Below are 20,079 nucleotides of genomic sequence, written 5' to 3' on the forward strand. Positions count from 1 at the left end.
CCCCTCTTGAAACGTCCCTGCACTGGCGTCGCAACCTCTGGACCGGGCGCCCCAGCCCCTGGACGGGGATAGGGCGGTGTCGAGTTTTTCCGTCGCATTCCAGCACAGCGGGAGAAGTCCAACAAGGGCGGTTACGACTCCGTGTCCTGAGCTACCCACCGCGCGCGGCGCCTCACGGACTGTGCGGTAACCGACCGGAATACGGCCCTTTTCGGACACTCGCCGGATACATGCCAAGTCGGCCCTAGATCAAGATGTGCGAGGAATGTCCGAGATGGGCGGATTGTCGGAAATTCTGCGCGGCCCGAAATGCCCACGATGCCGAAATGGGAACCGTATTTGTGAGCAAAGTCACAGGCTGGATGTGTAGCTTTGGTCACGGTCGCTGTGGAATACGGTCCCTAAGCTGGCAGGGTTGCGGTGAGCCTGCCCGGTCGGCGGGTCTCCCAAAAGTCCGAGCCGGAGAAGATCTCTCCACAGCCCCCGAGGTGTGACGCAATGTCCGAGACCAAGCTGGCCACTCGCTCCACGTTGAGCAGCGGTTCCACGGCGAACCCGCGCCGCACGACCCTGGCCTCCGTCGCGGACTTCAGCCAGCTCCCGGGCTTCGCGGCCGTCCAGCCCCGCGAGTACACGGCCGAGCTGCCCGCCGCCACCGCCAACCCGCGCCGCACCCAGCTGATGGTCGCCCCGGCCCCGCGCCTGCCCCAGGACTGACGCCCCGGGCGCATATTGCGCCGCGGCACTGACCTGCGCCGACTAACCTTGACGACGCGAGCCGGGCCCGGAACTACGGGCTCGGCCACCGTCCGGGAGCGTCCGGGCGCCGACGAACCGAGAGGTTGCAGGGCAGTGCGTATTGCCAGGTTCTCCGTCCGGGAAGGGAGCCCTGCAGCGGGTTCCGTCTCCTTCGGTGTGGTCGAGGGGGAGGTGTCCGCGCCCGACTCGATGGTCGTCCACGCGTTGGCCGGCCACCCGTTCGGCCCGCCGCAACCGACCGGGGAGAGCTACCGGCTGCAGGACGTGCGCCTGCTCGCCCCGATGCTCCCCAACAAGATCGTCGCGGTCGGCCGCAACTACGCGGCGCACGCGGCCGAGCTCGGCAACGAGGTCCCGGCCGTCCCGCTGACCTTCTTCAAGCCCTCCACGGCCGTGATCGGACCCTCCGAGTCCATCGCCTACCCGCCGTTCTCCTCCGACGTGCAGCACGAGGCCGAGCTGGCCGTCGTGATCGGCCGGATGTGCCGCGAGGTCCCGCTCGAGCGGGTGCCGGAGGTGATCTTCGGCTACACCTGCGCCAACGACGTCACCGCGCGCGACGTGCAGCAGCGCGAGGGCCAGTGGGCCCGCGCCAAGGGCTTCGACACCTCGTGCCCGCTCGGCCCGTGGATCGAGACCGACCTCGACCCGGCCGACCTCGCCGTCACCTGCACGGTCAACGGCGAACTGCGCCAGGCCGGCCGCACCTCCCAGATGATCCGCTCGGTCGCCGAGCTGATCGTCCACATCTCCGAGGCGATGACGCTGCTCCCCGGCGACGTCGTCCTCACCGGCACCCCGGCGGGTGTCGGACCCCTCAACGTCGGCGACGAGGTCGCCGTCTCCATCGAAGGCATCGGCACTCTCGCCAACAAGGTGATCAAGCGTGGCTGACACTCACCCGAACGTTCGGGTCCGCTTCTGTCCCTCCCCGACCGGCAACCCGCACGTGGGCCTGGTCCGGACCGCCCTCTTCAACTGGGCCTACGCCCGCCACCACGGCGGCACGCTGGTCTTCCGGATCGAGGACACCGACGCGGCCCGCGACTCCGAGGACTCGTACAACCAGCTGCTGGAGGCCATGCGCTGGCTGGGCTTCGACTGGGACGAGGGCCCCGAGGTCGGCGGCCCGCACGCGCCGTACCGGCAGTCGCAGCGGATGGACATCTACGCCGACGTGGCGCAGAAGCTGCTGGCCGCCGGCCACGCGTACCACTGCTACTGCACCACCGAGGAGCTGGACGCCCGCCGCGAGGCCGCCCGCGCGGCCGGCAAGCCGTCCGGCTACGACGGCCACTGCCGCGCGCTGACCGAGGACCAGGTCGCGGTGTACCGCCAGGAGGGCCGCACGCCCATCGTGCGGTTCCGGATGCCGGACACCCCGCTGACCTTCGACGACCTGGTCCGCGGCCCGATCACCTTCGACCCCAAGGACGTGCCGGACTACGGCATCGTCCGGGCCAACGGCGCGCCGCTCTACACCCTGGTCAACCCGGTCGACGACGCGCTGATGGAGATCACCCACGTGCTCCGCGGCGAGGACCTGCTCTCCTCGACGCCGCGTCAGATCGCCCTGTACGCCGCGCTGGCCGAGATCGGCGTCGGCAACGGCTCCACCCCGCGCTTCGGCCACCTGCCGTACGTGATGGGCGAGGGCAACAAGAAGCTCTCCAAGCGCGACCCGCAGGCCTCGCTCAACCTCTACCGCGAGCGCGGCTTCCTGCCCGAGGGCCTGCTCAACTACCTGGCCCTGCTGGGCTGGTCGCTCGCCGAGGACCGTGACGTCTTCGACATGGCCGAGATGGTCGCGGCCTTCGACATCGACGACGTCAACGGCAACCCGGCCCGCTTCGACCTGAAGAAGTGCGAGCACCTCAACGCCGAGCACGTCCGCCGGCTGGCGCCCGAGGAGTTCGTCCGCCGCCTGGTCCCGTACCTCCAGGCCCCCGGTCTGCTGCCGGCCGAGCCCGGCGCCGAGCAGCTCGACCTGCTGGCCAAGGTGGCGCCGCTCACCCAGGAGCGGATGGTCGTCCTCGGCGAGATCGTCAACATGGCCGGCTTCCTGTTCGTCGACCCGGCCGCCTTCACGGTCGACGAGGAGGACGCGGCCAAGGTGCTCACCGCCGACGCCCGGCCGGTGCTGGAGGCCTCGATCAAGGCGCTGGAGGGCCTGGCGGACTTCACCCCGGAGCCGATCCAGGCGGCGCTGCGCGAGGCGCTGGTGGACGGCCTGGGCATCAAGCCCAAGTTCGCCTTCACCCCGCTGCGGGTGGCGGTCACCGGCCGCCGGGTCTCGCCGCCGCTGTTCGAGTCCATGGAGCTGCTGGGCCGCGCGGAGACCCTGCGCCGGCTCGCCGCCGCCGTGGAGCTGACCCCCGCCTCCTGAGGCTCGTCTAGGGGTCCTCGCGACCCCTGACGGCCCTCCCGTCGCCCTGCGGGCCCGGTGCGCTGACCAGGCCCGCAGGCGCGCCGGGCGCTGCCTGCGGTTATCGATTTTGGAGCGGGGCCACGCGTCGGGTAATGTTCTTTCTGCGCCGCCCGGGCAGGGAGGCGCAGACGCCGAGGAAGATCCCGCTGAGGGGTTGAACTCTGGTGGGGTATGGTGTAATTGGCAGCACGACTGATTCTGGTTCAGTTAGTCTAGGTTCGAGTCCTGGTACCCCAGCGCAGCACCTTGTGTGACGCAAGCCCCCGTTGTGTAGCGGCCTAGCACGCCGCCCTCTCAAGGCGGTAGCGCCGGTTCGAATCCGGTCGGGGGTACGCAATCTCAACAATTGCAAATCGATGAGTCAAGCCCCCGTTGTGTAGCGGCCTAGCACGCCGCCCTCTCAAGGCGGTAGCGCCGGTTCGAATCCGGTCGGGGGTACTCATCAAGGCCCCCGTTGTGTAGCGGCCTAGCACGCCGCCCTCTCAAGGCGGTAGCGCCGGTTCGAATCCGGTCGGGGGTACTTTTGGGGTATGGTGTAATTGGCAGCACGAGTGATTCTGGTTCATTTAGTCTAGGTTCGAGTCCTGGTACCCCAGCCAGAAATCCTGAAGCTCCGGCGAAAAGCCGGGGCTTTTCTGTTTTCCCGGTGCTCGACCGGACGCCTCGACCGTGTGCGACGACGAAGGACCCGCCCCCGACGGGGGCGGGTCCTTGCTGCGTCCCTGCCGCTCAGCTGCGGCGCAGGGCCTCGGTCAGCCGGTTGGCGGCCTCGATGATGGCCTGGGCGTGCAGGCGGCCCGGGTGGCGGGTGAGGCGCTCGATCGGCCCGGAGACCGAGACGGCCGCCACGACGCGGTTGGAGGGCCCGCGGACCGGCGCGGAGACGGACGCCACACCGGGCTCCCGCTCGCCGATCGACTGGGCCCAGCCGCGGCGCCGTACGCCGCTCAGCGCGGTGGCGGTGAAGCGGGCGCCCTGGAGGCCGCGGTGGAGGCGCTCGGGCTCCTCCCAGGCCAGCAGGACCTGTGCCGCGGAGCCGGCCTTCATCGGCAGCGTGGAGCCGACCGGCACGGTGTCCCGCAGGCCCGAGAGCCGCTCGGCGGCGGCCACGCAGATGCGCATCTCGCCCTGGCGTCGGTAGAGCTGGGCGCTCTCCCCGGTCACGTCGCGCAGATGCGTGAGCACCGGCCCGGCGGCGGCGAGCAGGCGGTCCTCGCCGGCGGCGGCCGAGAGCTCGGCGAGTCGGGGGCCGAGGATGAACCGGCCCTGCATGTCCCTGGTGACCAGGCGGTGGTGTTCGAGTGCGACGGCGAGACGGTGGGCCGTGGGCCGCGCCAGACCGGTGGCGGCGACCAGCCCCGCCAACGTGGCGGGGCCCGACTCCAGTGCGCTGAGCACCAGAGCGGCCTTGTCGAGAACGCCGACGCCGCTAGTGTTGTCCATGTCTCGATACTGCAGTCTCAGTGGGCGAGACGCAAGTTCAATCTCGCGAGAAAAGCGCCACTCTTGATGCAGCAGCCCGGGAGACACCCAGGATGGACCCGCACCACGGCGTCCACATCCTGGACACGGTCCGGCGTGCAGGTCGCGACTCGAAGCGAGCCTCACAGGGCGGCAAGGGATCTAGACCTCGACGACACGAGAAGGCCGGCAGAGCGGCCGGCTGGAGGGAAAGCGATGGGACGGACACTGGCGGAGAAGGTCTGGGACGACCATGTCGTCCGGCGCGCCGAGGGCGAGCCCGACCTGCTCTACATCGACCTGCACCTGCTGCACGAGGTCACCAGCCCCCAGGCCTTCGACGGTCTCCGGCTGGCCGGCCGCCCGGTCCGCCGGACCGATCTCACGATCGCGACCGAGGACCACAACACCCCGACCCTGGACATCGACAAGCCCATCGCCGACCCGGTCTCCAAGGTCCAGCTGGAGACGCTGCGCAAGAACGCCGCCGAGTTCGGCGTCCGCATCCACTCGCTGGGCGACGTCGAGCAGGGCGTGGTCCACGTGGTCGGCCCGCAGCTGGGCCTGACCCAGCCCGGCATGACCGTGGTCTGCGGCGACTCCCACACCTCCACCCACGGCGCCTTCGGCGCACTGGCGTTCGGCATCGGCACCAGCCAGGTCGAGCACGTGCTGGCCACCCAGACGCTGCCGCTGGCCCCGTTCCGGACGATGGCCATCACGGTCGAGGGCGAGCTGCCCGAGGGCGTCACCGCCAAGGACCTGATCCTGGCCATCATCACCAAGATCGGCACCGGCGGCGGCCAGGGCTACGTCCTGGAGTACCGCGGCTCGGCCATCCGCAGCCTCTCCATGGAGGCCCGGATGACCATCTGCAACATGTCCATCGAGGCGGGCGCCCGGGCCGGCATGATCGCCCCGGACGACACCACCTTCGCGTACCTGAAGGGCCGCCCGCACGCCCCGCAGGGCGAGGACTGGGACGCCGCCGTCGAGTACTGGCGCACCCTGGCCGGCGACGAGGACGCGGTGTTCGACGCCGAGGTGTTCATCGACGCGAACGAGCTGACCCCGTTCGTCACCTGGGGCACCAACCCGGGCCAGGGCGCCCCGCTGGGCGCGAACGTGCCGCACCCCGAGGACTTCACCGACCCGCAGGAGCGGATCGCCGCCGAGAACGCCCTGAAGTACATGGGCCTGGAGGCCGGCACCCCGCTGCGCGAGGTCGCGGTCGACGCCGTCTTCGTCGGCTCCTGCACCAACGGCCGGATCGAGGACCTGCGCGCCGCGGCCGCCATCCTGGACGGCCGGCAGGTCGCCGACGGCGTACGGATGCTGGTCGTCCCCGGCTCCGTCCGGGTCGCCCTGCAGGCGGTCGAGGAGGGCCTGGACAAGGTCTTCACCGCCGCCGGCGCCGAGTGGCGCCACGCGGGCTGCTCGATGTGCCTGGGCATGAACCCGGACCAGCTGGCCCCGGGCGAGCGCTGCGCCTCCACCTCGAACCGCAACTTCGAGGGCCGCCAGGGCAAGGGTGGCCGTACCCACCTGGTCTCGCCCCAGGTCGCCGCCGCGACCGCCCTGCTGGGCCGCCTGGCGTCCCCGGCCGACCTGACCGACCCCGTCGCCGTGGAGGCCTGAGCCATGGAGAAGTTCACCACCCACACCGGCCGCGCCGTTCCGCTGCGCCGCTCCAACGTGGACACCGACCAGATCATCCCGGCGCACTGGCTGAAGAAGGTCACCCGCTCCGGTTTCGAGGACGGCCTGTTCGAGGCCTGGCGCAAGGACGAGGAGTTCGTCCTCAACCGCCCGGAGCGCCAGGGCGCCAGCGTGCTGGTGGCCGGCCCCGAGTTCGGCACCGGCTCCTCCCGCGAGCACGCGGTGTGGGCGCTGCAGAACTACGGCTTCCAGACGGTCATCTCCTCGCGCTTCGCCGACATCTTCCGCGGCAACTCGCTGAAGAACGGCCTGCTGACGGTCGTCCTGCCGCAGGAGACCGTGGAGCGGCTGTGGGAGCTGACCGAGGCCGACCCGACCGCCGAGATCACCGTCGACCTGGAGGCCCGCGAGGTCCGCGCCGAGGGCGTCACGGCCGGTTTCGAGCTGGACGACAACGTCCGCTGGCGGCTGCTCAACGGCCTGGACGACATCAGCATCACGCTCCAGAACGAGGCGGACATCGCTACGTTCGAGGCGACCCGTCCCGCGTACAAGCCGCGGACCCAGCCGGCCGCCTGAGCGATCCCTTTCTGACGCACCACCGGAAGACCCGCCCCCACCCGGGGGCGGGTCTTCCGCGTTGAGCACGCGGAGTCAAGCGGGAGTTCGAACCGTCGACGGCACACTCATCCGGCGTTCCCAATGCGGTGAATGAGGGGCTGGTGCAGTACAACTCCGGGCAGATGGCACAATCGATGCATGCACCGGAACCCCGAACCTCCGTACCCGGGTGGCGAACCCGCGTGGCCGGAGGGGACGGACGGTGCCACCGACTCGGAAGTCACAGCGCTCTACGCACTTGTGGCCGAGCGGTTGAAGCAAGCCCATGCCCGCGTTCATGCGCTGAACGTGTCAACGGACGCAAAGACCGCTCTCACCCGACAACTGCTGATCGTCACCGAGACCGCCAAGCGTGATCTCCCGGAGGCGGCACGGCGGTTGAGTCGCTTTGTGCAGGACCTCGACGAGGGGCGCATCCCGCCCGTCTGAGGTCGGCGATGTGCAAATTCGTTGCGACACTAGGGTGATTCACGCGTTTGGTAATTGAAACTCCGCAGATCCATACCTAACGTGCGAAATGAACGGATGGAATCATCCGGCGCCCGTTTCCGAAGGGGAAGACGTGAACAAGGCTCAGCTTGTCGAAGCGGTGGCCGAGCAGCTGGGCGGTCGCAAGGCTGCCGCAGAGGCCGTCGACGCAGTGCTCGACACCATGGTGCGTGCCGTCGTGGCGGGTGACCGCGTGTCGGTCACCGGTTTCGGCACCTTCGAGAAGGTGGAGCGCTCGGCGCGCTTCGCCCGCAACCCGCAGACCGGCGAGCGCGTGAAGGTCAAGAAGACCTCGGTGCCGCGCTTCCGTCCGGGCCAGGGCTTCAAGGACCTCGTCTCCGGCACGAAGAAGCTGCCGAAGGAGGGCCCGTCCGTCAAGAAGGCCCCCAAGGGTTCGCTCACCCCGGGCAAGTCCGGTGTCGCCGCCCCCGCCGCCAAGCGTGCCGCCACCAAGCGCGCTGCCGCGGCCGCGACCACCGCCGCCACCAAGAAGACCGCGGCGAAGAAGACCACCGCCACCGCCGCCGCGAAGAAGGCCGCCCCGGCGAAGAAGGCCACCACCGCCAAGTCGACGGCCGCGAAGACCACCGCCGCCAAGACCACGGCCGCCAAGACCGCTGCCGCGAAGAAGGCCGCCCCGGCCAAGACCGCTGCCGCCAAGAAGGCCACCCCGGCGAAGAAGACCACCACCGCCGCCAAGAAGACCGCTCCGGCGAAGAAGACCACCACGCGGAAGACCACCGCGCGCAAGTCCACCGCCAAGTAAGGCCCTTCGGGCGTTTTCCGACGGCCCGTCGTTCGACGGACCGTCAGGATCGCACAGCTGCGGCGGCCCGCCTCCGGACGAATCCGGGGCGGGCCGCCGCAGCTGTTCGCGTTCGGGGCGCGGGTGTCAGGACTCCGCGGTCTCCGCGAAAGGACCGACCGCGAGCTCGTAGACGATGTCCCAGCGCGCATCCGGCACCACCAGATCGGCGGTCTCCACCGCCCGGCCGTCGGCGTCCAGGTGCGTGCGCTCGATGACCGTCACCAGGTCGCCGACCGAGATGCCGAGCAGGTTGGCCTGCTCCAGGGTGGCCCGGGCCGGGCGCGGCCGCTCCACCACCCGTGCGACCCGCACGCCGATCGACGCCATCCGCGCCACCACGCCCCGGCCGGTACCCAGCGGGCCGTACTCGGGCATCAGCACCGGGGTGCCGTCGGTGACCGCCATCGGCTCCCAGCTCTCGGCGAGTTGGACCGGCCGGCGGTCGGCCAGGTACTCGTAGCGGGTGCGGACGGTGGCGTCGCCCGGGGCGATGCCGAGCCGGTGCGCGATGTGCTCGGGAGCCGGCACCCGGGTGTCCGTGTGGGACTCCCAACTGTCCGGCGCGCAGGCGCCCTCGACGGCGGTGCCCGCCCATGAGCGCGGCATCGGCCGGCGCTCGGTCGGGGTCCGGACGTAGGTGCCCGAGCCGGTCCGGCCCTCCAGCAGCCCTTCGGCGATGAGGAGTTCCTGCGCGCGCTGCAGCACGTTGGCGCCGACGTCGTAGGTCTCGGCGAGCTTCGCCCGGGACGGCAGCCGCTCGCCGACCGGCCACTCGCCCGCCGAGACTCGGCGGCGGAGGTCGTCCGCGATCCGCAGGTACGGAGGCTCCTGTGAGGGCATCTGGCTCTCCCGGCGGGCAGGACGGGTGATTCGGAGTTGACAATCTAATGCATCAGGTGGAATCTAATGCGTTAGATTCACGTTACGTGACCGGCTGCTCTCGGGGAGAGGCGTTGCGTGCGAACCACCAGGGCGTTTGACCTCGCGTACCGGCTCGCCGTCGCCGCGGGAGCCCGGGCCCGCGTCCGCCGCAGACCGGACGGCGGCTACCGGGTGGAGGCCGAGATTCCCGGCGACCTCGGCGAGGAGGCCCACCGAGCCGTCCTCACCGCCCTCGCCGCGGCCGACCGCTTCGGTCACGTCTACCTGGCCGCGTCCCACTCGGTGTGGGCGGAGATCGACGAGGAGTCAACCCAGTGACCGTGCCCCGCGTCTACACGGTGTCGATCGAGGACATCACCGAACCGGCCACCTTCAGCCGACTGCCCGACGCCGTCGCGGCGCTCTGGGAGTCCCTGCGGGTGCTGCCGCTCGGTTGGACCCAGTACGAGGCCTACCGCTACTTCTTCGGACCCGGCGCGGTCGAACGGGTCGAGGACTTCCTCTCCCGCGAGGGCGAACTGGTGCTCAGCTTCCGGATGGCCGGTCGCTCGCACGCCGTCCGCGTCCGCGGCTGAACCGCCGCCGCACGGACGGGTTCTAGGCGGCCGGGGCCTCGGGGTCGGGGAAGGTCTGCAGGGTCACGAAGACCACCCGGCGCGCGTCGCCGGCACCCTCGGTGCGGATCCGCACCCGCTGGCCGGGGCGGAGCAGGCGCAGCCCGCCCGCGTCGAAGGCCGCGGCGTCGAACGGCACCGGCGTGCCGTCGTCGAGCAGCACGGAACCCGTCCGGGTCGCGGGGTCGAAGGTGAACGCGGTGGCCTGCATGGCAGCAGCATATCGGGCCCCTGCCGGCGCCCCGGGCGAGCGGCCCGCCGCCAGCAGGGCGGCCGTGTGGACCCCGACGCCGAGCGCCAGGGCCTCCCTCAGGTCGGCCGCGGTGTCCACGTCCCGCCGGACCGACGGCACGTCCGGCAGCGCGAGTTCGGCGGCCCCGCCGGCGGCGTGGTCGCGCCGGGAGGTGGGCCCGAAGGCCGGCCGCAGCGCACTCCCGGGGAAGCAGGCGAGCAGCGTGGTGCCGGTGCCCGGCGCGTCCGGGAGGAAGGCCCGGCCGCCGGCCGGCACCGCGGCCAGCACCCGGGCGAGTTCGGCCGGCCGCAGCGCCGGCAGGTCCGCGGAGAGAGTGGCCACCGGCGCGTACGGGGCGAGTCGGCGCGCCCGGAGTGCACCGTGCGCCAGGGCGGGGTTGAGGCCGCCGCCCGGTTCGTCACCGACCACGGTGGCGCCCAGCGCGGCCAGCCGGGGTCCGGCGGTGGCGTCCCGGGTCACCACCAGCACCCGTTCCACCGCCGGGCAGGACAGCGCCGCCGCGACCGTGTCGAGCGCGAACGCCAGCGCCAGGTCGGGCCGGCGGGCGCCGGGGAAGCCGGCCAGCCGGCTCTTGGCCAGTTCGAGCGGCTTCACCGGCAGCACCAGCGACCAACCCGTGGCCGGGTCGGGCGGGAGGGTGCCGGTGGGGCGTACGGTGTCCTCTGTCATCGGCGCCAATTCTGGCGTCGGCTCCGACGTGCCGGCCAGCCCGGGCCCGCCGTCCCGCCCCGCGGTCGCGTGTGATCGGTCACCCTGTGCCGGGCCTTCGGCAGGGGCTGCTCGACAGGCGCTCCGTCCACGGGTGAGACTGTTCCGCGCTGGAGCCGCAGGTCGGACCCTGCGAGGAGAGACCGCGGCACCCCACGTGCCGCACCGGATGAGGAGGAGCTGGGGTGTCCCGCCGCTCTAACGCCAGGTTCGGCAATCCCGACTACGGAATCTGGTACCGCTTCGCGGCCGTGCTCGTGAAGCCGGTGACCAGGACCCTGGCGACGCGGGAGTGGCACGGCTGGGAGCACCTGCCCGAGAAGGGCGGGTTCATCGCCGCGGTGAACCACAACTCGATCATCGACCCGGTGTTCTACGCGCACTGGCAGTACAACAGCGGCCGCCCGCCGCGGATACTCGGCAAGTCCTCGCTGTTCTCGATCCCGTTCATCGGCTTCATGCTGCGCAAGACCGGCCAGATCCCGGTGTTCCGCGAGTCGACCGACGCCGCCGTGGCCTTCCGCTCCGCGATCGACGCGATCGAGCGCGGCCAGTGCGTGCAGTTCTACCCCGAGGGAACGCTCACCCGTGACCCGGACCTGTGGCCGATGACCGGCAAGAGCGGCGCCGCCCGCGTCGCCCTGATGACCGGTGCGCCGGTCATCCCGGTCGCCCACTGGGGCGCGCACGAGATCATCCCGCCCTACGGGCGCGGCGGCGGCCCCAAGTACCGCCCCTTCCCGCGCCACAAGGTGACGGTGGCGGCCGGCCCGCCGGTCGACCTGAGCAAGTACCAGGGCAAGGAGATCACCGCCCAGGTCCTCAGGGAGGCCACCGAGGACATCATCGAGGCCATCACCGCCGTCCTGGAGGGGATCCGCGGCGAGCAGGCGCCGCCCGAGCGGTACGACATGCGCAAGGCCGCCCGCGAGCGCGCCGCCGTCGCCGAGGCCAAGAAGGACCGCGCCGCCGAGGAGGGCGGCCGATGACCCGCTGCGCCGTGATGGGCACCGGCTCCTGGGGCACCGCGTTCGCGATGATCCTGGCCGACGCCGGCTGCGAGGTGGTCCTGTGGGGCCGCCGCAAGGAACTGGTCGACGCGATCGACCGCGACCACGTCAACCCGGACTACCTGCCCGACCTCCGCCTGCCGGAGTCGATCCGGGCCACCACCGACCCCGCCGAGGCGCTGGCCGGCGCCGACTTCGCGGTGCTCTCGGTCCCCTCGCAGACGCTGCGCGACAACCTCGCCCGGTGGGCGCCGCTGCTCGGCCCGGAGACGGTCCTGGTCTCGCTGATGAAGGGCATCGAACTCGGCACCGCCAAGCGGATGAGCGAGGTGGTCCAGGAGGTCGCCGGGGTCGGCCCCGAGCGCGTCGTGGTGGTCAGCGGTCCCAACCTGGCCGGCGAGATCGCCAACCGGCAGCCCGCCGCCACCGTGGTCGCCTGCACCGACGAGGCGGTCGCCAAGCGCTTCCAGACCGCCTGCCACACCCCGTACTTCCGCCCGTACACCAACACCGACGTGATCGGCTGCGAGCTCGGCGGTGCGGTCAAGAACGTGATCGGCCTGGCGGTCGGCATGGCCAATGGCATGGGCCTGGGCGACAACACCAAGGCCACCCTGATCACCCGGGGCCTGGCCGAGACCACCCGGCTGGGCCTCGCGCTCGGCGCCGACGCGCACACCTTCGCGGGCCTCGCCGGCATGGGCGACCTGGTCGCCACCTGCTCCTCGCCGCTGTCGCGCAACAACACCTTCGGCACCAACCTGGGCCGCGGCATGACGCTGGCGGAGACCATCGCCGCAACCAGCCAGACCGCGGAGGGCGTCAAGTCCTGCGAGTCGGTCCTCGACCTCGCCCGGCGCAACGGGGTGGACATGCCCATCGTCGAGGCCGTGGTCGACGTGGTCCACAACGGCCGGCCCACCCAGGAGGTGCTCAAGGGACTGATGGCCCGTTCGGCCAAGCCTGAGCGCCGGTGACCGAAAACGGACGGTAGTCTCAAATCGATATGAGCATCGAACAGACCTCCCCGAACCACGCGGCCAAGCCGCGCGTCGCGATCGTCTTCGGCGGCCGCAGCTCCGAGCACGCCATCTCGGTCTCCACGGCCGGCAGCGTGCTCAAGGCGATCGACCGGAGCAAGTACGAGGTGCTGCCGATCGGCATCACCCACGAGGGCCGCTGGGCGCTGGTCGCCGACGAGCCCGCCCGGATGTCCATCACCGACGGCAAGCTCCCCGACGTCGCCCAGGTGGCCGAGTCGGTCGAGGGCCAGGTCACGCTGCCGGTCTCGCCGGGCAACCGCGAGGTGGTCTGGAGCGAGCCCGGCAGCACCCCCAAGGTGCTCGGCGAGGTCGACGTCGTCCTGCCGCTGCTGCACGGCCCCTGGGGCGAGGACGGCACCCTGCAGGGCCTGCTGGAACTCTCCGGCGTCCCGTACGTCGGCTCCGGGGTGCTGGCCAGCGCGGTCGGCATGGACAAGGAGTTCACCAAGCGGATCCTGGAGTCGCACGGCATCTTCGCCGGCACCTACACGGTCGTCCGCCCGCGCGAGTGGGAGACCGAGGAGGGCCGCGCCGCCGCCCGAGCCCGGATCGCCGAGCTCGGCCTGCCGCTGTTCGTGAAGCCCTGCCGGGCCGGCTCCTCCATGGGCATCACCAAGGTCAAGGACCTGGCCGACCTGGACGCCGCCGTCGAGGAGGCCCGCCGCCACGACCCGAAGATCATCGTGGAGCTCGGCGTCGAGGGCCGCGAGATCGAATGCGCCGTGCTGGAGTTCGAGGACGGCCCGCGGGCCAGCGTCCCGGCCGAGATCCACGTCGGCGGCGACTTCGAGTTCTACGACTTCGAGGCCAAGTACATCGACTCCTCCGAGGTCGAGATCCCGGCGAAGCTGACCGCGGACGAGACCGCCGAGATCCGCCGGCAGGCCGTCGCCGCCTTCGAGGCGCTCGGCTGCGAGGGCCTCGCCCGGGTCGACTTCTTCCTGCTGAACGACGGCCGGTGGATGGTCAACGAGATCAACACCATGCCCGGCTTCACGCCGATCTCCGCCTACCCCAAGATGTGGGAGGCCAGCGGGCTGTCGTACGCGGAGCTGATCGACCGGCTGCTGGGCGCTGCGCTGCGACGCTCCACGGGTCTGCGCTGACCACTGAGGGGCGCGGGGAACTGCGCGACCGGAGTTCCCCGCGCCCCTGGTGGTTGGCCTACAGCCCGTCCGGAATGGTGGCCGTGATCGCGTCCGTCAGTGAGGACAGCGGGTCGATGTAGTTCGGGTAGGCGCCCTTGGGGACGTCGATCTCGACGTACGCCTTGCGGAGCGTGGTGACGAACAGGTAGCCGCCGTTGCCGTCCGGGCCCATGCCGAACTGGACGCCGTTGACCTCGGGGGAGTTCTTCAGCGGGTCGTCGTCCAGGTAGGACGGCCGCTCGATGCCGCAGCGCAGCACCGTCCGCGGCGAGGAGCCCCATGCGGCGGTGTACGGCGACGCGGGGGAGGGGTCCTCGCGGTGGTGGCCGAGCACGTCGGCGGGCAGCGCCCGGTCGAGCGCCTGGCAGTAGCCGGCCGCGGCGGGCGAGGGCTGCGGCGGGGTGACGTCCGCGGGAGCGGACCACGCGGCGGCGACCAGGACCGTGCAGCCCAGCAGGACGGCCGGCGGCGCCAGCCATCGCACGGGCGCGGGCAGCTTGCTCAGAACGGTTCGGACCACCCGCCGATGGTAACCGGGCCTTACAGGCGCACCACCGGACAGGTCAGCGTCCTGGTGATGCCCTCGACCTGCTGGACCTGCGCCACGACCAGGCGGCCCAGGTCGTCGATGGAGTCGGCCTCCGCGCGCACGATCACGTCGTACGGGCCGGTGACGTCCTCGGCGGTGACCACGCCGGGGATCTTGGTGATGGACTCCGCCACCGCGGTGGCCTTGCCCACTTCGGTCTGGATCAGGATGTACGCCTGTACCACGGGAGACCTCCAGGCGGCAGGGGTGGGTGGACCGGCCAGCGGTCTGATCACCACGCTACCGCGCCAGGGGGTGAGGAGGGGAGACATCTGCACGGACGGAAGGCGTACGCTGCGCGGCGGGGGCGCGCGCGCCCACTCGACACGTTGACTCGGGAGGACGGCAGATGCAGGGGACCGTGGGCGAGCTCGGTGAGTTCGGCCTCATCCGGGAGCTGACCGCCCGGCTGCCGCTGACCCCGGCCGTGGATCTCGGCCCGGGGGACGACGCCGCCGTGGTGAAGGCGCCCGACGGCCGGGTGGTGGCCACCACCGACGTACTGATCGAGGGCCGGCACTTCCGCCGCGACTGGTCCACCGCCTACGACGTCGGCCGCAAGTCGGCGGCGCAGAACCTGGCCGACGTCGCCGCCATGGGCGCGGTGCCGACCGCGCTGCTGCTCGGCCTGGTCGCCCCCGCGGACCTGCCCACCACCTGGGCGACCGAGCTGATGGACGGTCTGCGCGACGAGTGCCAGGTCGCCGGGGCCACCGTGGTCGGCGGCGACGTGGTCCGCGGCGACACCATCACCCTGGCCATCACCGCGCTGGGCGACCTCCAGGGCCGCGCCCCGGTGGTCCGCTCCGGGGCCGGGGTCGGCGACGTGGTCGCGGTGACCGGCTGGCTGGGCTGGTCGGCGGCCGGGCTGACCGTGCTGCAGCGCGGCTTCCGCTCGCCGCGCGCCTTCGTCGAGGCGCACCGCCGCCCCGAGCCGCCGTACCACGCCGGTCCGGCTGGCGCCGACCTCGGCGCCACCGCGATGGTGGACGTCAGCGACGGGCTGGTGGCCGACCTCGGCCACGTCGCCAGGGCCAGCGGGGTCGACATCGACCTGCACGCGGCGGACTTCGACGTCCCGGCGCAGATGGCGGACATCGGCCAGGCGGTCGGCGTGGACCCGCTGGTCTGGGTGCTCTCCGGCGGCGAGGACCACGCGATCGTGGCCACCTTCCCGAAGACGGTCCAGCTGCCGGCGCGCTGGCGGGTGGTCGGCGAGGTGGTCCGTACCGCCAACCCGGCCCGCGGCGGTCGGGTCACCGTCGACGGCGCCCCCTGGGACCGGGCGGGCGGCTGGGACCACTTCGGCGCCGAGTAGCCCCGGGCGCGGTGGCGCGCTGACGGCTTCCGGGACCCGCCGAACGCGTACGCTTGCGCTGTCGGGAGGACCGGTTTGTCCGGATCGCCCGGTTGTTCGGTTCCATCCACCGGAGGTGCCCGGCGCCTCCGCACCGGGAGAGCGCAGCCACCATGCGAATCGGCGTCCTGACCAGCGGGGGAGACTGCCCGGGCCTCAACGCGGTGATCCGATCCGTGGTGCACCGCGGGACCGACGTCCACGGCGACGAGATCCTCGGCCTGGAGGACGGTTTCCTCGGCCTGCTCGAAGGCCGCGCCCGGCCCGTCTCGCACGACGACGTCACCGGCCTGCTCACCCTCGGCGGCACCATCCTGGGCTCCGCCCGGGTCAAGCGCGACCGGATCCGCTGGGCGGTCGACAACGCCCAGCGGCTCGCCCGCGAACTCGGCATCGACGCGCTGATCGCGATCGGCGGCGAGGGCACGCTCACCGCCGCCAAGCTGTTCAGCGACGCCGGACTCCCGGTGGTCGCCGTCCCCAAGACCATCGACAACGACATCGACGCCACCGACGTCACCTTCGGCTTCGACACCGCCGTCCACGTCGCCACCGAGGCGATCGACCGGCTGAAGACCACCGCCGAGTCCCACCAGCGGGTGATGGTGGTCGAGCTGATGGGCCGCCACACCGGCTGGATCACCCTCACCGCCGGGGTGGCCGGCGGCGCGCACGGCATCCTCATCCCGGAGAAGCCGTTCGACATCGAGGCGGTCGCCCGGATGGTCGAGGAACGCTTCCGGCGCGGCAAGAAGTTCGCCATCATCGCCGTCGCCGAGGGCGCCCAGCCGATGCCCGGCACCCTCCGCTTCGAACACGGCCAGCTCGACCAGTACGGCCACCAGACCTTCGGCGGGATCGGCAACCGGCTCGCCAACGAACTCGAGGACATCCTCGGCACCGAGGCCCGGCCGGTCATCCTCGGCCACACCCAGCGCGGCGGGATCCCCACCGCCCGCGACCGGGTACTCGCCACCCGGTTCGGCTGGCACGCGGTGGAGGCCGTCCACAAGGGAGCCTTCGGCCACTTCACCGCCCTGCGCGGCAACGAGATCCAGCTCGTCCCGCTCGCCGACGCGGTCGTCCGACTCAAGACCGTCCCCCCGGACCGCTGGGCGGAATCCGAAGCCGTCCTGTGACGCGGCTCGGCTAGGTTGGGGCCATGGTTTCGACAGCTCCCCCCCGTGTGCTCACCGTCGCCGGTTCGGACAGCGGCGGTGGCGCCGGGATCCAGGCCGACCTCAAGGCCATGCTCGCCCTCGGCGTCCACGGCATGAGCGTGATCACCGCCGTCACCGCGCAGAACTCGCTCGGCGTCCAGGGCTACTGGGAGCTCCCCGCCGAAGCCGTCCGGGCCCAGTTCCGCAGCGTGGTCGACGACATCGGCGTCCAGGCCGTCAAGACCGGCATGCTCGCCTCGATCCAACTGGTCGAGACCGTCTCCGAACTCCTCGCCGGAGTCGACGCCCCCGTCGTCGTCGACCCGGTCGGCGTCTCCAAGCACGGCGACCCGCTGCTCGCCGCCGACGCCGTCACGACCGTCCGCGAGCGCCTGCTGCCCGTCGCCACCCTCGCCACCCCCAACCTGCACGAGGTGACCCAGCTCACCGGCCTGGTCGTCGAGGGGGAGGACCGCATGCGGGACGCCGCCAAGGCGCTGCTCGACCTCGGACCGCAGTGGGTGCTCGTCAAGGGCGGCCACCTGGCCGGCGACGCCGCCGACCTGCTGCTCGGCGCCGACGGCGAGGAGCACTGGTACCGCGCCCCGCGCTACGACAACCGCCACACCCACGGCACCGGCTGCACGCTCGCCAGCTCGATCGCGGCGCAGCTCGCCAAGGGCGACACCATGCCGGACGCCGTGGCGGCGGCGAAGGAGTACATCACCGGTGCCATCCGGCACGGCTTCGCCCTGGGCGCCGGCATCGGCCCCGTGGACCACGCCTGGCGCTGGCGCTGACCACAAAAAGGGGCGCGGGGAACTGCGCGACCAGCCATGCACTCACGTGGAGCGGTGGCTGGTCGCGCAGTTCCCCGCGCCCCTGGGTACACCAAAACAGCCGACCGCCCGAGGGCGAATCGGCTGTCCGGAGGACCGGCGTACCGGTCTGCGCGTCAGCGCGAGACCTTACCGGCCTTGATGCACGAGGTGCAGACGTTGAGCCGCTTCGGCGTCCGCCCAATCACAGCACGCACCCGCTGAATGTTGGGGTTCCAACGACGGGAGGTACGGCGGTGCGAGTGGGAGATGCTGTTGCCGAAGCCCGGCCCCTTGCCGCAGACGTCGCAGTTGGCAGCCACAGGAGTCACTCCAAGACTTCAGATCAGTTACTTTCGGAAACCCCGGCTGAGCCCCCCGGCACCACTCACGTGGGCCGGATCGGATCAAGGGGTGAGCCCGGGTTGTTCCAGGCAACCGGGAGAGCATACAACGGACGCTCCCGCCCAACGAAACTACCACGCCCGGGCCCGTGATCGTCTCCGACCTGGGCTCCTGGCGGCGCGGGCAGCGCTCCCGCACCGATAACCTGCCAGCATCGCCCTAGCCACCGCGTCCCGTCGCGTTCCCGTGGCGTTCACCCGGAGGAGACCTGGTGCTGGACACGTTCGACGGCGCGGCCGTCCGCACCTGGTGCCGGCTGGCCCTGGCCGCGCTCGGGCAGGCCCGCGAGGAGATCGACGCGCTCAACGTGTACCCGGTTCCGGACGGCGACACCGGCACCAACCTCTATCTGACCGTCGAGTCGGCCGCCGAGGCGGTGGACGCGGTGTTCACCGCCGACGGGCACGGTGAAGGGGCCGCGCTCGGTCCGGCGGTCACCGCCGCCGCGCGCGGTGCGCTGATCGGGGCGCGCGGGAACTCCGGGGTGATCCTCGCGCAGTGGCTGCGCGGGCTGGCGGAGGTGCTGGCGGAGCACGGCGGTTCGCCCGAGGCGCTGCGCAAGGCGCTGCTGCGGGCCGCGGAGGCGGCGTACCAGGCGGTCGCCGAGCCGGTCGAGGGGACGCTGCTGACCGTCGCGGCGGCGGCGGCCAGGACGGCGGACGCACGGCACGACGGGCTGACCGCGGTCGCCGAGGCGGCGTACCGGGCGGCCCGCGAGGCGCTGGTGCACACCCCCGACCAACTGGCCGTGCTGGCCGAGGCCGGGGTGGTGGACGCCGGCGGCCGCGGCCTGGTGGCGGTGCTCGGCGCCCTGGTGGACGCGGTGTCGGGGCAGAACCCGATGGGTCCGGTCGCCCTGCGGCAGGAGATCGCGGTGTCGTTCACGGCCGGCTGCGAAGGCCACGAGCGCCCGCCGGGCCCGGGCCACCCCGCGTTCGAGGTGATCTATCTGCTGGACGCGCCGGACGAGGCGCTGCCCGCCCTGCGCGAGCGGCTGGCCGGGCTCGGCGACTCGCTGGTGATCGGCGGCGGCGACGGGCTGTGGAACGTCCACGTGCACGTCGACGACGCCGGCGCGGCCGTGGAGGCGGGCGTGGAGGCGGGCCGCCCGTACCGGATCAGGATCACCCACTTCGCCGAGGCGGCGGCCCGGGCGGGGGAGCGGGAGGAGACCGTCTCGCACGGCCGGGCGGTGCTCAGCGTGGTCTCCGGCACCGGTCTCGCCGAGCTGTGCGCCCAGGCCGGCTCCGCCGTGCTGCCCGCCGACCCGGACCGGCCGCCGGCCAGTGCCGAACTCGCCGAGGCGGTCCGCCGGTGCGCCGCCCGCGAGGTGATCCTGCTGCTCAACGACCCCGAGCTGCGCGCCGCCGCCGGGGCCGCCGCCGACCAGCTGCGCGAGGAGGGGCTGCGGATCGCCGTCCTGCCGACCCGCTCGCCGGTGCAGGGCCTCGCGGCGCTCGCGGTGCACGACGCCAGCCGCCGCTTCGACGAGGACGTGGTCGCCATGACCTCGGCCGCCGGTGCCACCCGGCACGCCGAACTCGCCGTCGCCGAGGGGGAGTCCTGGACGATGGCCGGGGTCTGCCAGTCCGGCGACGTACTCGGCCTGATCGACGGCGACGTGGTGGCGATCGGCGACGACCTCGCCGAGACCGCCGTCACCCTGCTCGACCGGATGCTCGCCGCCGGCGGCGAACTGGTCACCCTGATCCTCGGCGAGGACCTCCCGCCCGGCCTGGCCGACCGGCTGGTCGCCCACACCCGCCGGACCCGCCCCGAGGTCGACACCGTGGCGTACGAGGGCGGGCAGGAGTCGGCGCTGCTGCTCATCGGGGTCGAGTGAGCTGTCGCCGTCGTGGTGTAAACA

21 protein-coding genes, 5 tRNA genes and 1 pseudogene are annotated in these 20,079 nt (G+C 72.0%); 21 read left to right on the forward strand and 6 right to left on the reverse strand.

Annotation, left to right across the window (positions count from 1 at the left end; translation table 11 throughout):
* The first annotated feature begins 498 nt into the window (after positions 1 to 498).
* The 8 genes from FHR36_RS04070 (at position 499) to FHR36_RS04105 (ending at position 3,786) form a co-directional block, all read left to right on the forward strand.
* Positions 499 to 717 (forward strand): hypothetical protein, encoded by a 219-nt coding sequence (locus FHR36_RS04070; protein ID WP_253793810.1) that lies wholly within the window; start codon positions 499 to 501, stop codon positions 715 to 717.
* Positions 718 to 852: 135 nt separating this feature from the next.
* The gene (locus FHR36_RS04075) at positions 853 to 1,653 is read left to right on the forward strand and encodes a fumarylacetoacetate hydrolase family protein (protein ID WP_253793812.1); all 801 of its coding nucleotides are present in this window, start codon (positions 853 to 855) and stop codon (positions 1,651 to 1,653) included.
* Positions 1,646 to 3,145 carry a glutamate--tRNA ligase gene (gltX, locus tag FHR36_RS04080; protein ID WP_253793814.1) on the forward strand — a complete coding sequence of 500 codons (1,500 nt, stop codon included), beginning with the start codon at positions 1,646 to 1,648 and terminating at the stop codon, positions 3,143 to 3,145. The genes FHR36_RS04075 and gltX overlap by 8 nt, the downstream gene beginning before the upstream one ends.
* Positions 3,146 to 3,352: 207 nt before the next feature.
* A tRNA-Gln gene (locus FHR36_RS04085) sits at positions 3,353 to 3,424 on the forward strand.
* 22 nt (positions 3,425 to 3,446) lie between these two features.
* Positions 3,447 to 3,519 (forward strand) — tRNA-Glu (locus FHR36_RS04090).
* Between the two features lie 33 nt (positions 3,520 to 3,552).
* Positions 3,553 to 3,625: transfer RNA gene (locus FHR36_RS04095), tRNA-Glu, on the forward strand.
* A 9-nt stretch (positions 3,626 to 3,634) separates the two neighbouring features.
* Positions 3,635 to 3,707: transfer RNA gene (locus FHR36_RS04100), tRNA-Glu, on the forward strand.
* 4 nt (positions 3,708 to 3,711) lie between these two features.
* A tRNA-Gln gene (locus FHR36_RS04105) sits at positions 3,712 to 3,786 on the forward strand.
* A 130-nt stretch (positions 3,787 to 3,916) separates the two neighbouring features.
* On the opposite strand, the gene FHR36_RS04110 is transcribed toward FHR36_RS04105, so the two are convergent.
* Positions 3,917 to 4,630, reverse strand: coding sequence for an IclR family transcriptional regulator (locus FHR36_RS04110; RefSeq protein WP_035866446.1), 714 nt, complete (start codon positions 4,628 to 4,630; stop codon positions 3,917 to 3,919).
* A 234-nt stretch (positions 4,631 to 4,864) separates the two neighbouring features.
* On the opposite strand from FHR36_RS04110, the gene leuC reads away from it, so the two are divergent.
* The 4 genes from leuC to FHR36_RS04130 all read left to right on the forward strand — a co-directional run bounded on the left by leuC (position 4,865) and on the right by FHR36_RS04130 (position 8,183).
* Complete coding sequence (gene leuC, locus FHR36_RS04115) at positions 4,865 to 6,286, forward strand: 3-isopropylmalate dehydratase large subunit (RefSeq protein WP_253793816.1); 1,422 nt, start codon at positions 4,865 to 4,867, stop codon at positions 6,284 to 6,286.
* A gap of 3 nt (positions 6,287 to 6,289) precedes the next feature.
* Positions 6,290 to 6,886 carry a 3-isopropylmalate dehydratase small subunit gene (gene leuD / locus FHR36_RS04120; RefSeq protein WP_253793818.1) on the forward strand — a complete coding sequence of 199 codons (597 nt, stop codon included), beginning with the start codon at positions 6,290 to 6,292 and terminating at the stop codon, positions 6,884 to 6,886.
* 180 nt (positions 6,887 to 7,066) lie between these two features.
* On the forward strand, positions 7,067 to 7,357 hold the full coding sequence (locus FHR36_RS40245; protein WP_301329954.1) for an SCO5555 family protein: 291 nt from the start codon (positions 7,067 to 7,069) through the stop codon (positions 7,355 to 7,357).
* Between the two features lie 133 nt (positions 7,358 to 7,490).
* The gene (locus FHR36_RS04130; RefSeq protein WP_253793821.1) at positions 7,491 to 8,183 is read left to right on the forward strand and encodes an HU family DNA-binding protein; all 693 of its coding nucleotides are present in this window, start codon (positions 7,491 to 7,493) and stop codon (positions 8,181 to 8,183) included.
* A 126-nt stretch (positions 8,184 to 8,309) separates the two neighbouring features.
* On the opposite strand, the gene FHR36_RS04135 is transcribed toward FHR36_RS04130, so the two are convergent.
* Positions 8,310 to 9,065 carry a GntR family transcriptional regulator gene (locus FHR36_RS04135; protein WP_253793823.1) on the reverse strand — a complete coding sequence of 252 codons (756 nt, stop codon included), beginning with the start codon at positions 9,063 to 9,065 and terminating at the stop codon, positions 8,310 to 8,312.
* A gap of 117 nt (positions 9,066 to 9,182) precedes the next feature.
* Between FHR36_RS04135 and FHR36_RS04140 the strand changes: the two genes are divergently transcribed.
* Positions 9,183 to 9,425: a hypothetical protein gene (locus tag FHR36_RS04140; protein WP_253793824.1), complete on the forward strand. Its 243-nt coding sequence runs from the start codon at positions 9,183 to 9,185 to the stop codon at positions 9,423 to 9,425.
* The gene (locus FHR36_RS04145) at positions 9,422 to 9,682 is read left to right on the forward strand and encodes a hypothetical protein (RefSeq protein WP_253793826.1); all 261 of its coding nucleotides are present in this window, start codon (positions 9,422 to 9,424) and stop codon (positions 9,680 to 9,682) included. The genes FHR36_RS04140 and FHR36_RS04145 overlap by 4 nt, the downstream gene beginning before the upstream one ends.
* Positions 9,683 to 9,971: 289 nt before the next feature.
* On the opposite strand, the pseudogene cofC reads toward FHR36_RS04145, so the two are convergent.
* A pseudogene (cofC, locus tag FHR36_RS04150) lies at positions 9,972 to 10,643 on the reverse strand (2-phospho-L-lactate guanylyltransferase); the annotation flags it as partial.
* A 224-nt stretch (positions 10,644 to 10,867) separates the two neighbouring features.
* On the opposite strand from cofC, the gene FHR36_RS04155 reads away from it, so the two are divergent.
* Genes FHR36_RS04155 through FHR36_RS04165 form a run of 3 tightly spaced genes read left to right on the forward strand, consistent with a single transcriptional unit; the run spans position 10,868 to position 13,841 of the window.
* Entirely contained in the window at positions 10,868 to 11,671 is an 804-nt protein-coding gene (locus FHR36_RS04155) for a lysophospholipid acyltransferase family protein (protein ID WP_253793827.1), read from the forward strand.
* Positions 11,668 to 12,669: an NAD(P)H-dependent glycerol-3-phosphate dehydrogenase gene (locus tag FHR36_RS04160; RefSeq protein ID WP_253793829.1), complete on the forward strand. Its 1,002-nt coding sequence runs from the start codon at positions 11,668 to 11,670 to the stop codon at positions 12,667 to 12,669. Before FHR36_RS04155 ends, FHR36_RS04160 begins: the two co-directional genes overlap by 4 nt.
* Before the next feature lie 29 nt (positions 12,670 to 12,698).
* Entirely contained in the window at positions 12,699 to 13,841 is a 1,143-nt protein-coding gene (locus FHR36_RS04165; protein WP_253793831.1) for a D-alanine--D-alanine ligase family protein, read from the forward strand.
* A 58-nt stretch (positions 13,842 to 13,899) separates the two neighbouring features.
* Here the strand turns inward: FHR36_RS04165 and FHR36_RS04170 are convergent, their stop codons facing one another.
* Both FHR36_RS04170 and FHR36_RS04175 read right to left on the reverse strand, forming a co-directional pair.
* A complete protein-coding gene (locus FHR36_RS04170; RefSeq protein ID WP_253793832.1) occupies positions 13,900 to 14,403 on the reverse strand; it encodes a DUF3515 domain-containing protein in 504 nt (167 codons plus the stop codon).
* Positions 14,404 to 14,423: 20 nt separating this feature from the next.
* Positions 14,424 to 14,657 carry an Lrp/AsnC family transcriptional regulator gene (locus FHR36_RS04175; protein WP_253793833.1) on the reverse strand — a complete coding sequence of 78 codons (234 nt, stop codon included), beginning with the start codon at positions 14,655 to 14,657 and terminating at the stop codon, positions 14,424 to 14,426.
* A 164-nt stretch (positions 14,658 to 14,821) separates the two neighbouring features.
* On the opposite strand from FHR36_RS04175, the gene FHR36_RS04180 reads away from it, so the two are divergent.
* The 3 genes from FHR36_RS04180 to thiD all read left to right on the forward strand — a co-directional run bounded on the left by FHR36_RS04180 (position 14,822) and on the right by thiD (position 17,789).
* Entirely contained in the window at positions 14,822 to 15,790 is a 969-nt protein-coding gene (locus FHR36_RS04180; protein WP_253793834.1) for a thiamine-phosphate kinase, read from the forward strand.
* 152 nt (positions 15,791 to 15,942) lie between these two features.
* Positions 15,943 to 16,968: a 6-phosphofructokinase gene (locus FHR36_RS04185; protein WP_253793835.1), complete on the forward strand. Its 1,026-nt coding sequence runs from the start codon at positions 15,943 to 15,945 to the stop codon at positions 16,966 to 16,968.
* Between the two features lie 23 nt (positions 16,969 to 16,991).
* Complete coding sequence (thiD, locus tag FHR36_RS04190; protein ID WP_253793836.1) at positions 16,992 to 17,789, forward strand: bifunctional hydroxymethylpyrimidine kinase/phosphomethylpyrimidine kinase; 798 nt, start codon at positions 16,992 to 16,994, stop codon at positions 17,787 to 17,789.
* Positions 17,790 to 17,944: 155 nt separating this feature from the next.
* Here thiD and rpmB read toward each other — a convergent pair whose 3' ends face one another.
* On the reverse strand, positions 17,945 to 18,130 hold the full coding sequence (gene rpmB, locus FHR36_RS04195) for a 50S ribosomal protein L28 (protein WP_253793837.1): 186 nt from the start codon (positions 18,128 to 18,130) through the stop codon (positions 17,945 to 17,947).
* A gap of 293 nt (positions 18,131 to 18,423) precedes the next feature.
* Between rpmB and FHR36_RS04200 the strand changes: the two genes are divergently transcribed.
* Positions 18,424 to 20,055, forward strand: a complete 1,632-nt coding sequence (locus FHR36_RS04200) for a DAK2 domain-containing protein (protein ID WP_253793838.1) — start codon at positions 18,424 to 18,426, stop codon at positions 20,053 to 20,055.
* Positions 20,056 to 20,079: the final 24 nt, after the last annotated feature.

The sequence above is a fragment of the Kitasatospora cinereorecta genome, from assembly GCF_024172095.1.
Lineage (GTDB): Bacteria > Actinomycetota > Actinomycetes > Streptomycetales > Streptomycetaceae > Kitasatospora > Kitasatospora cinereorecta.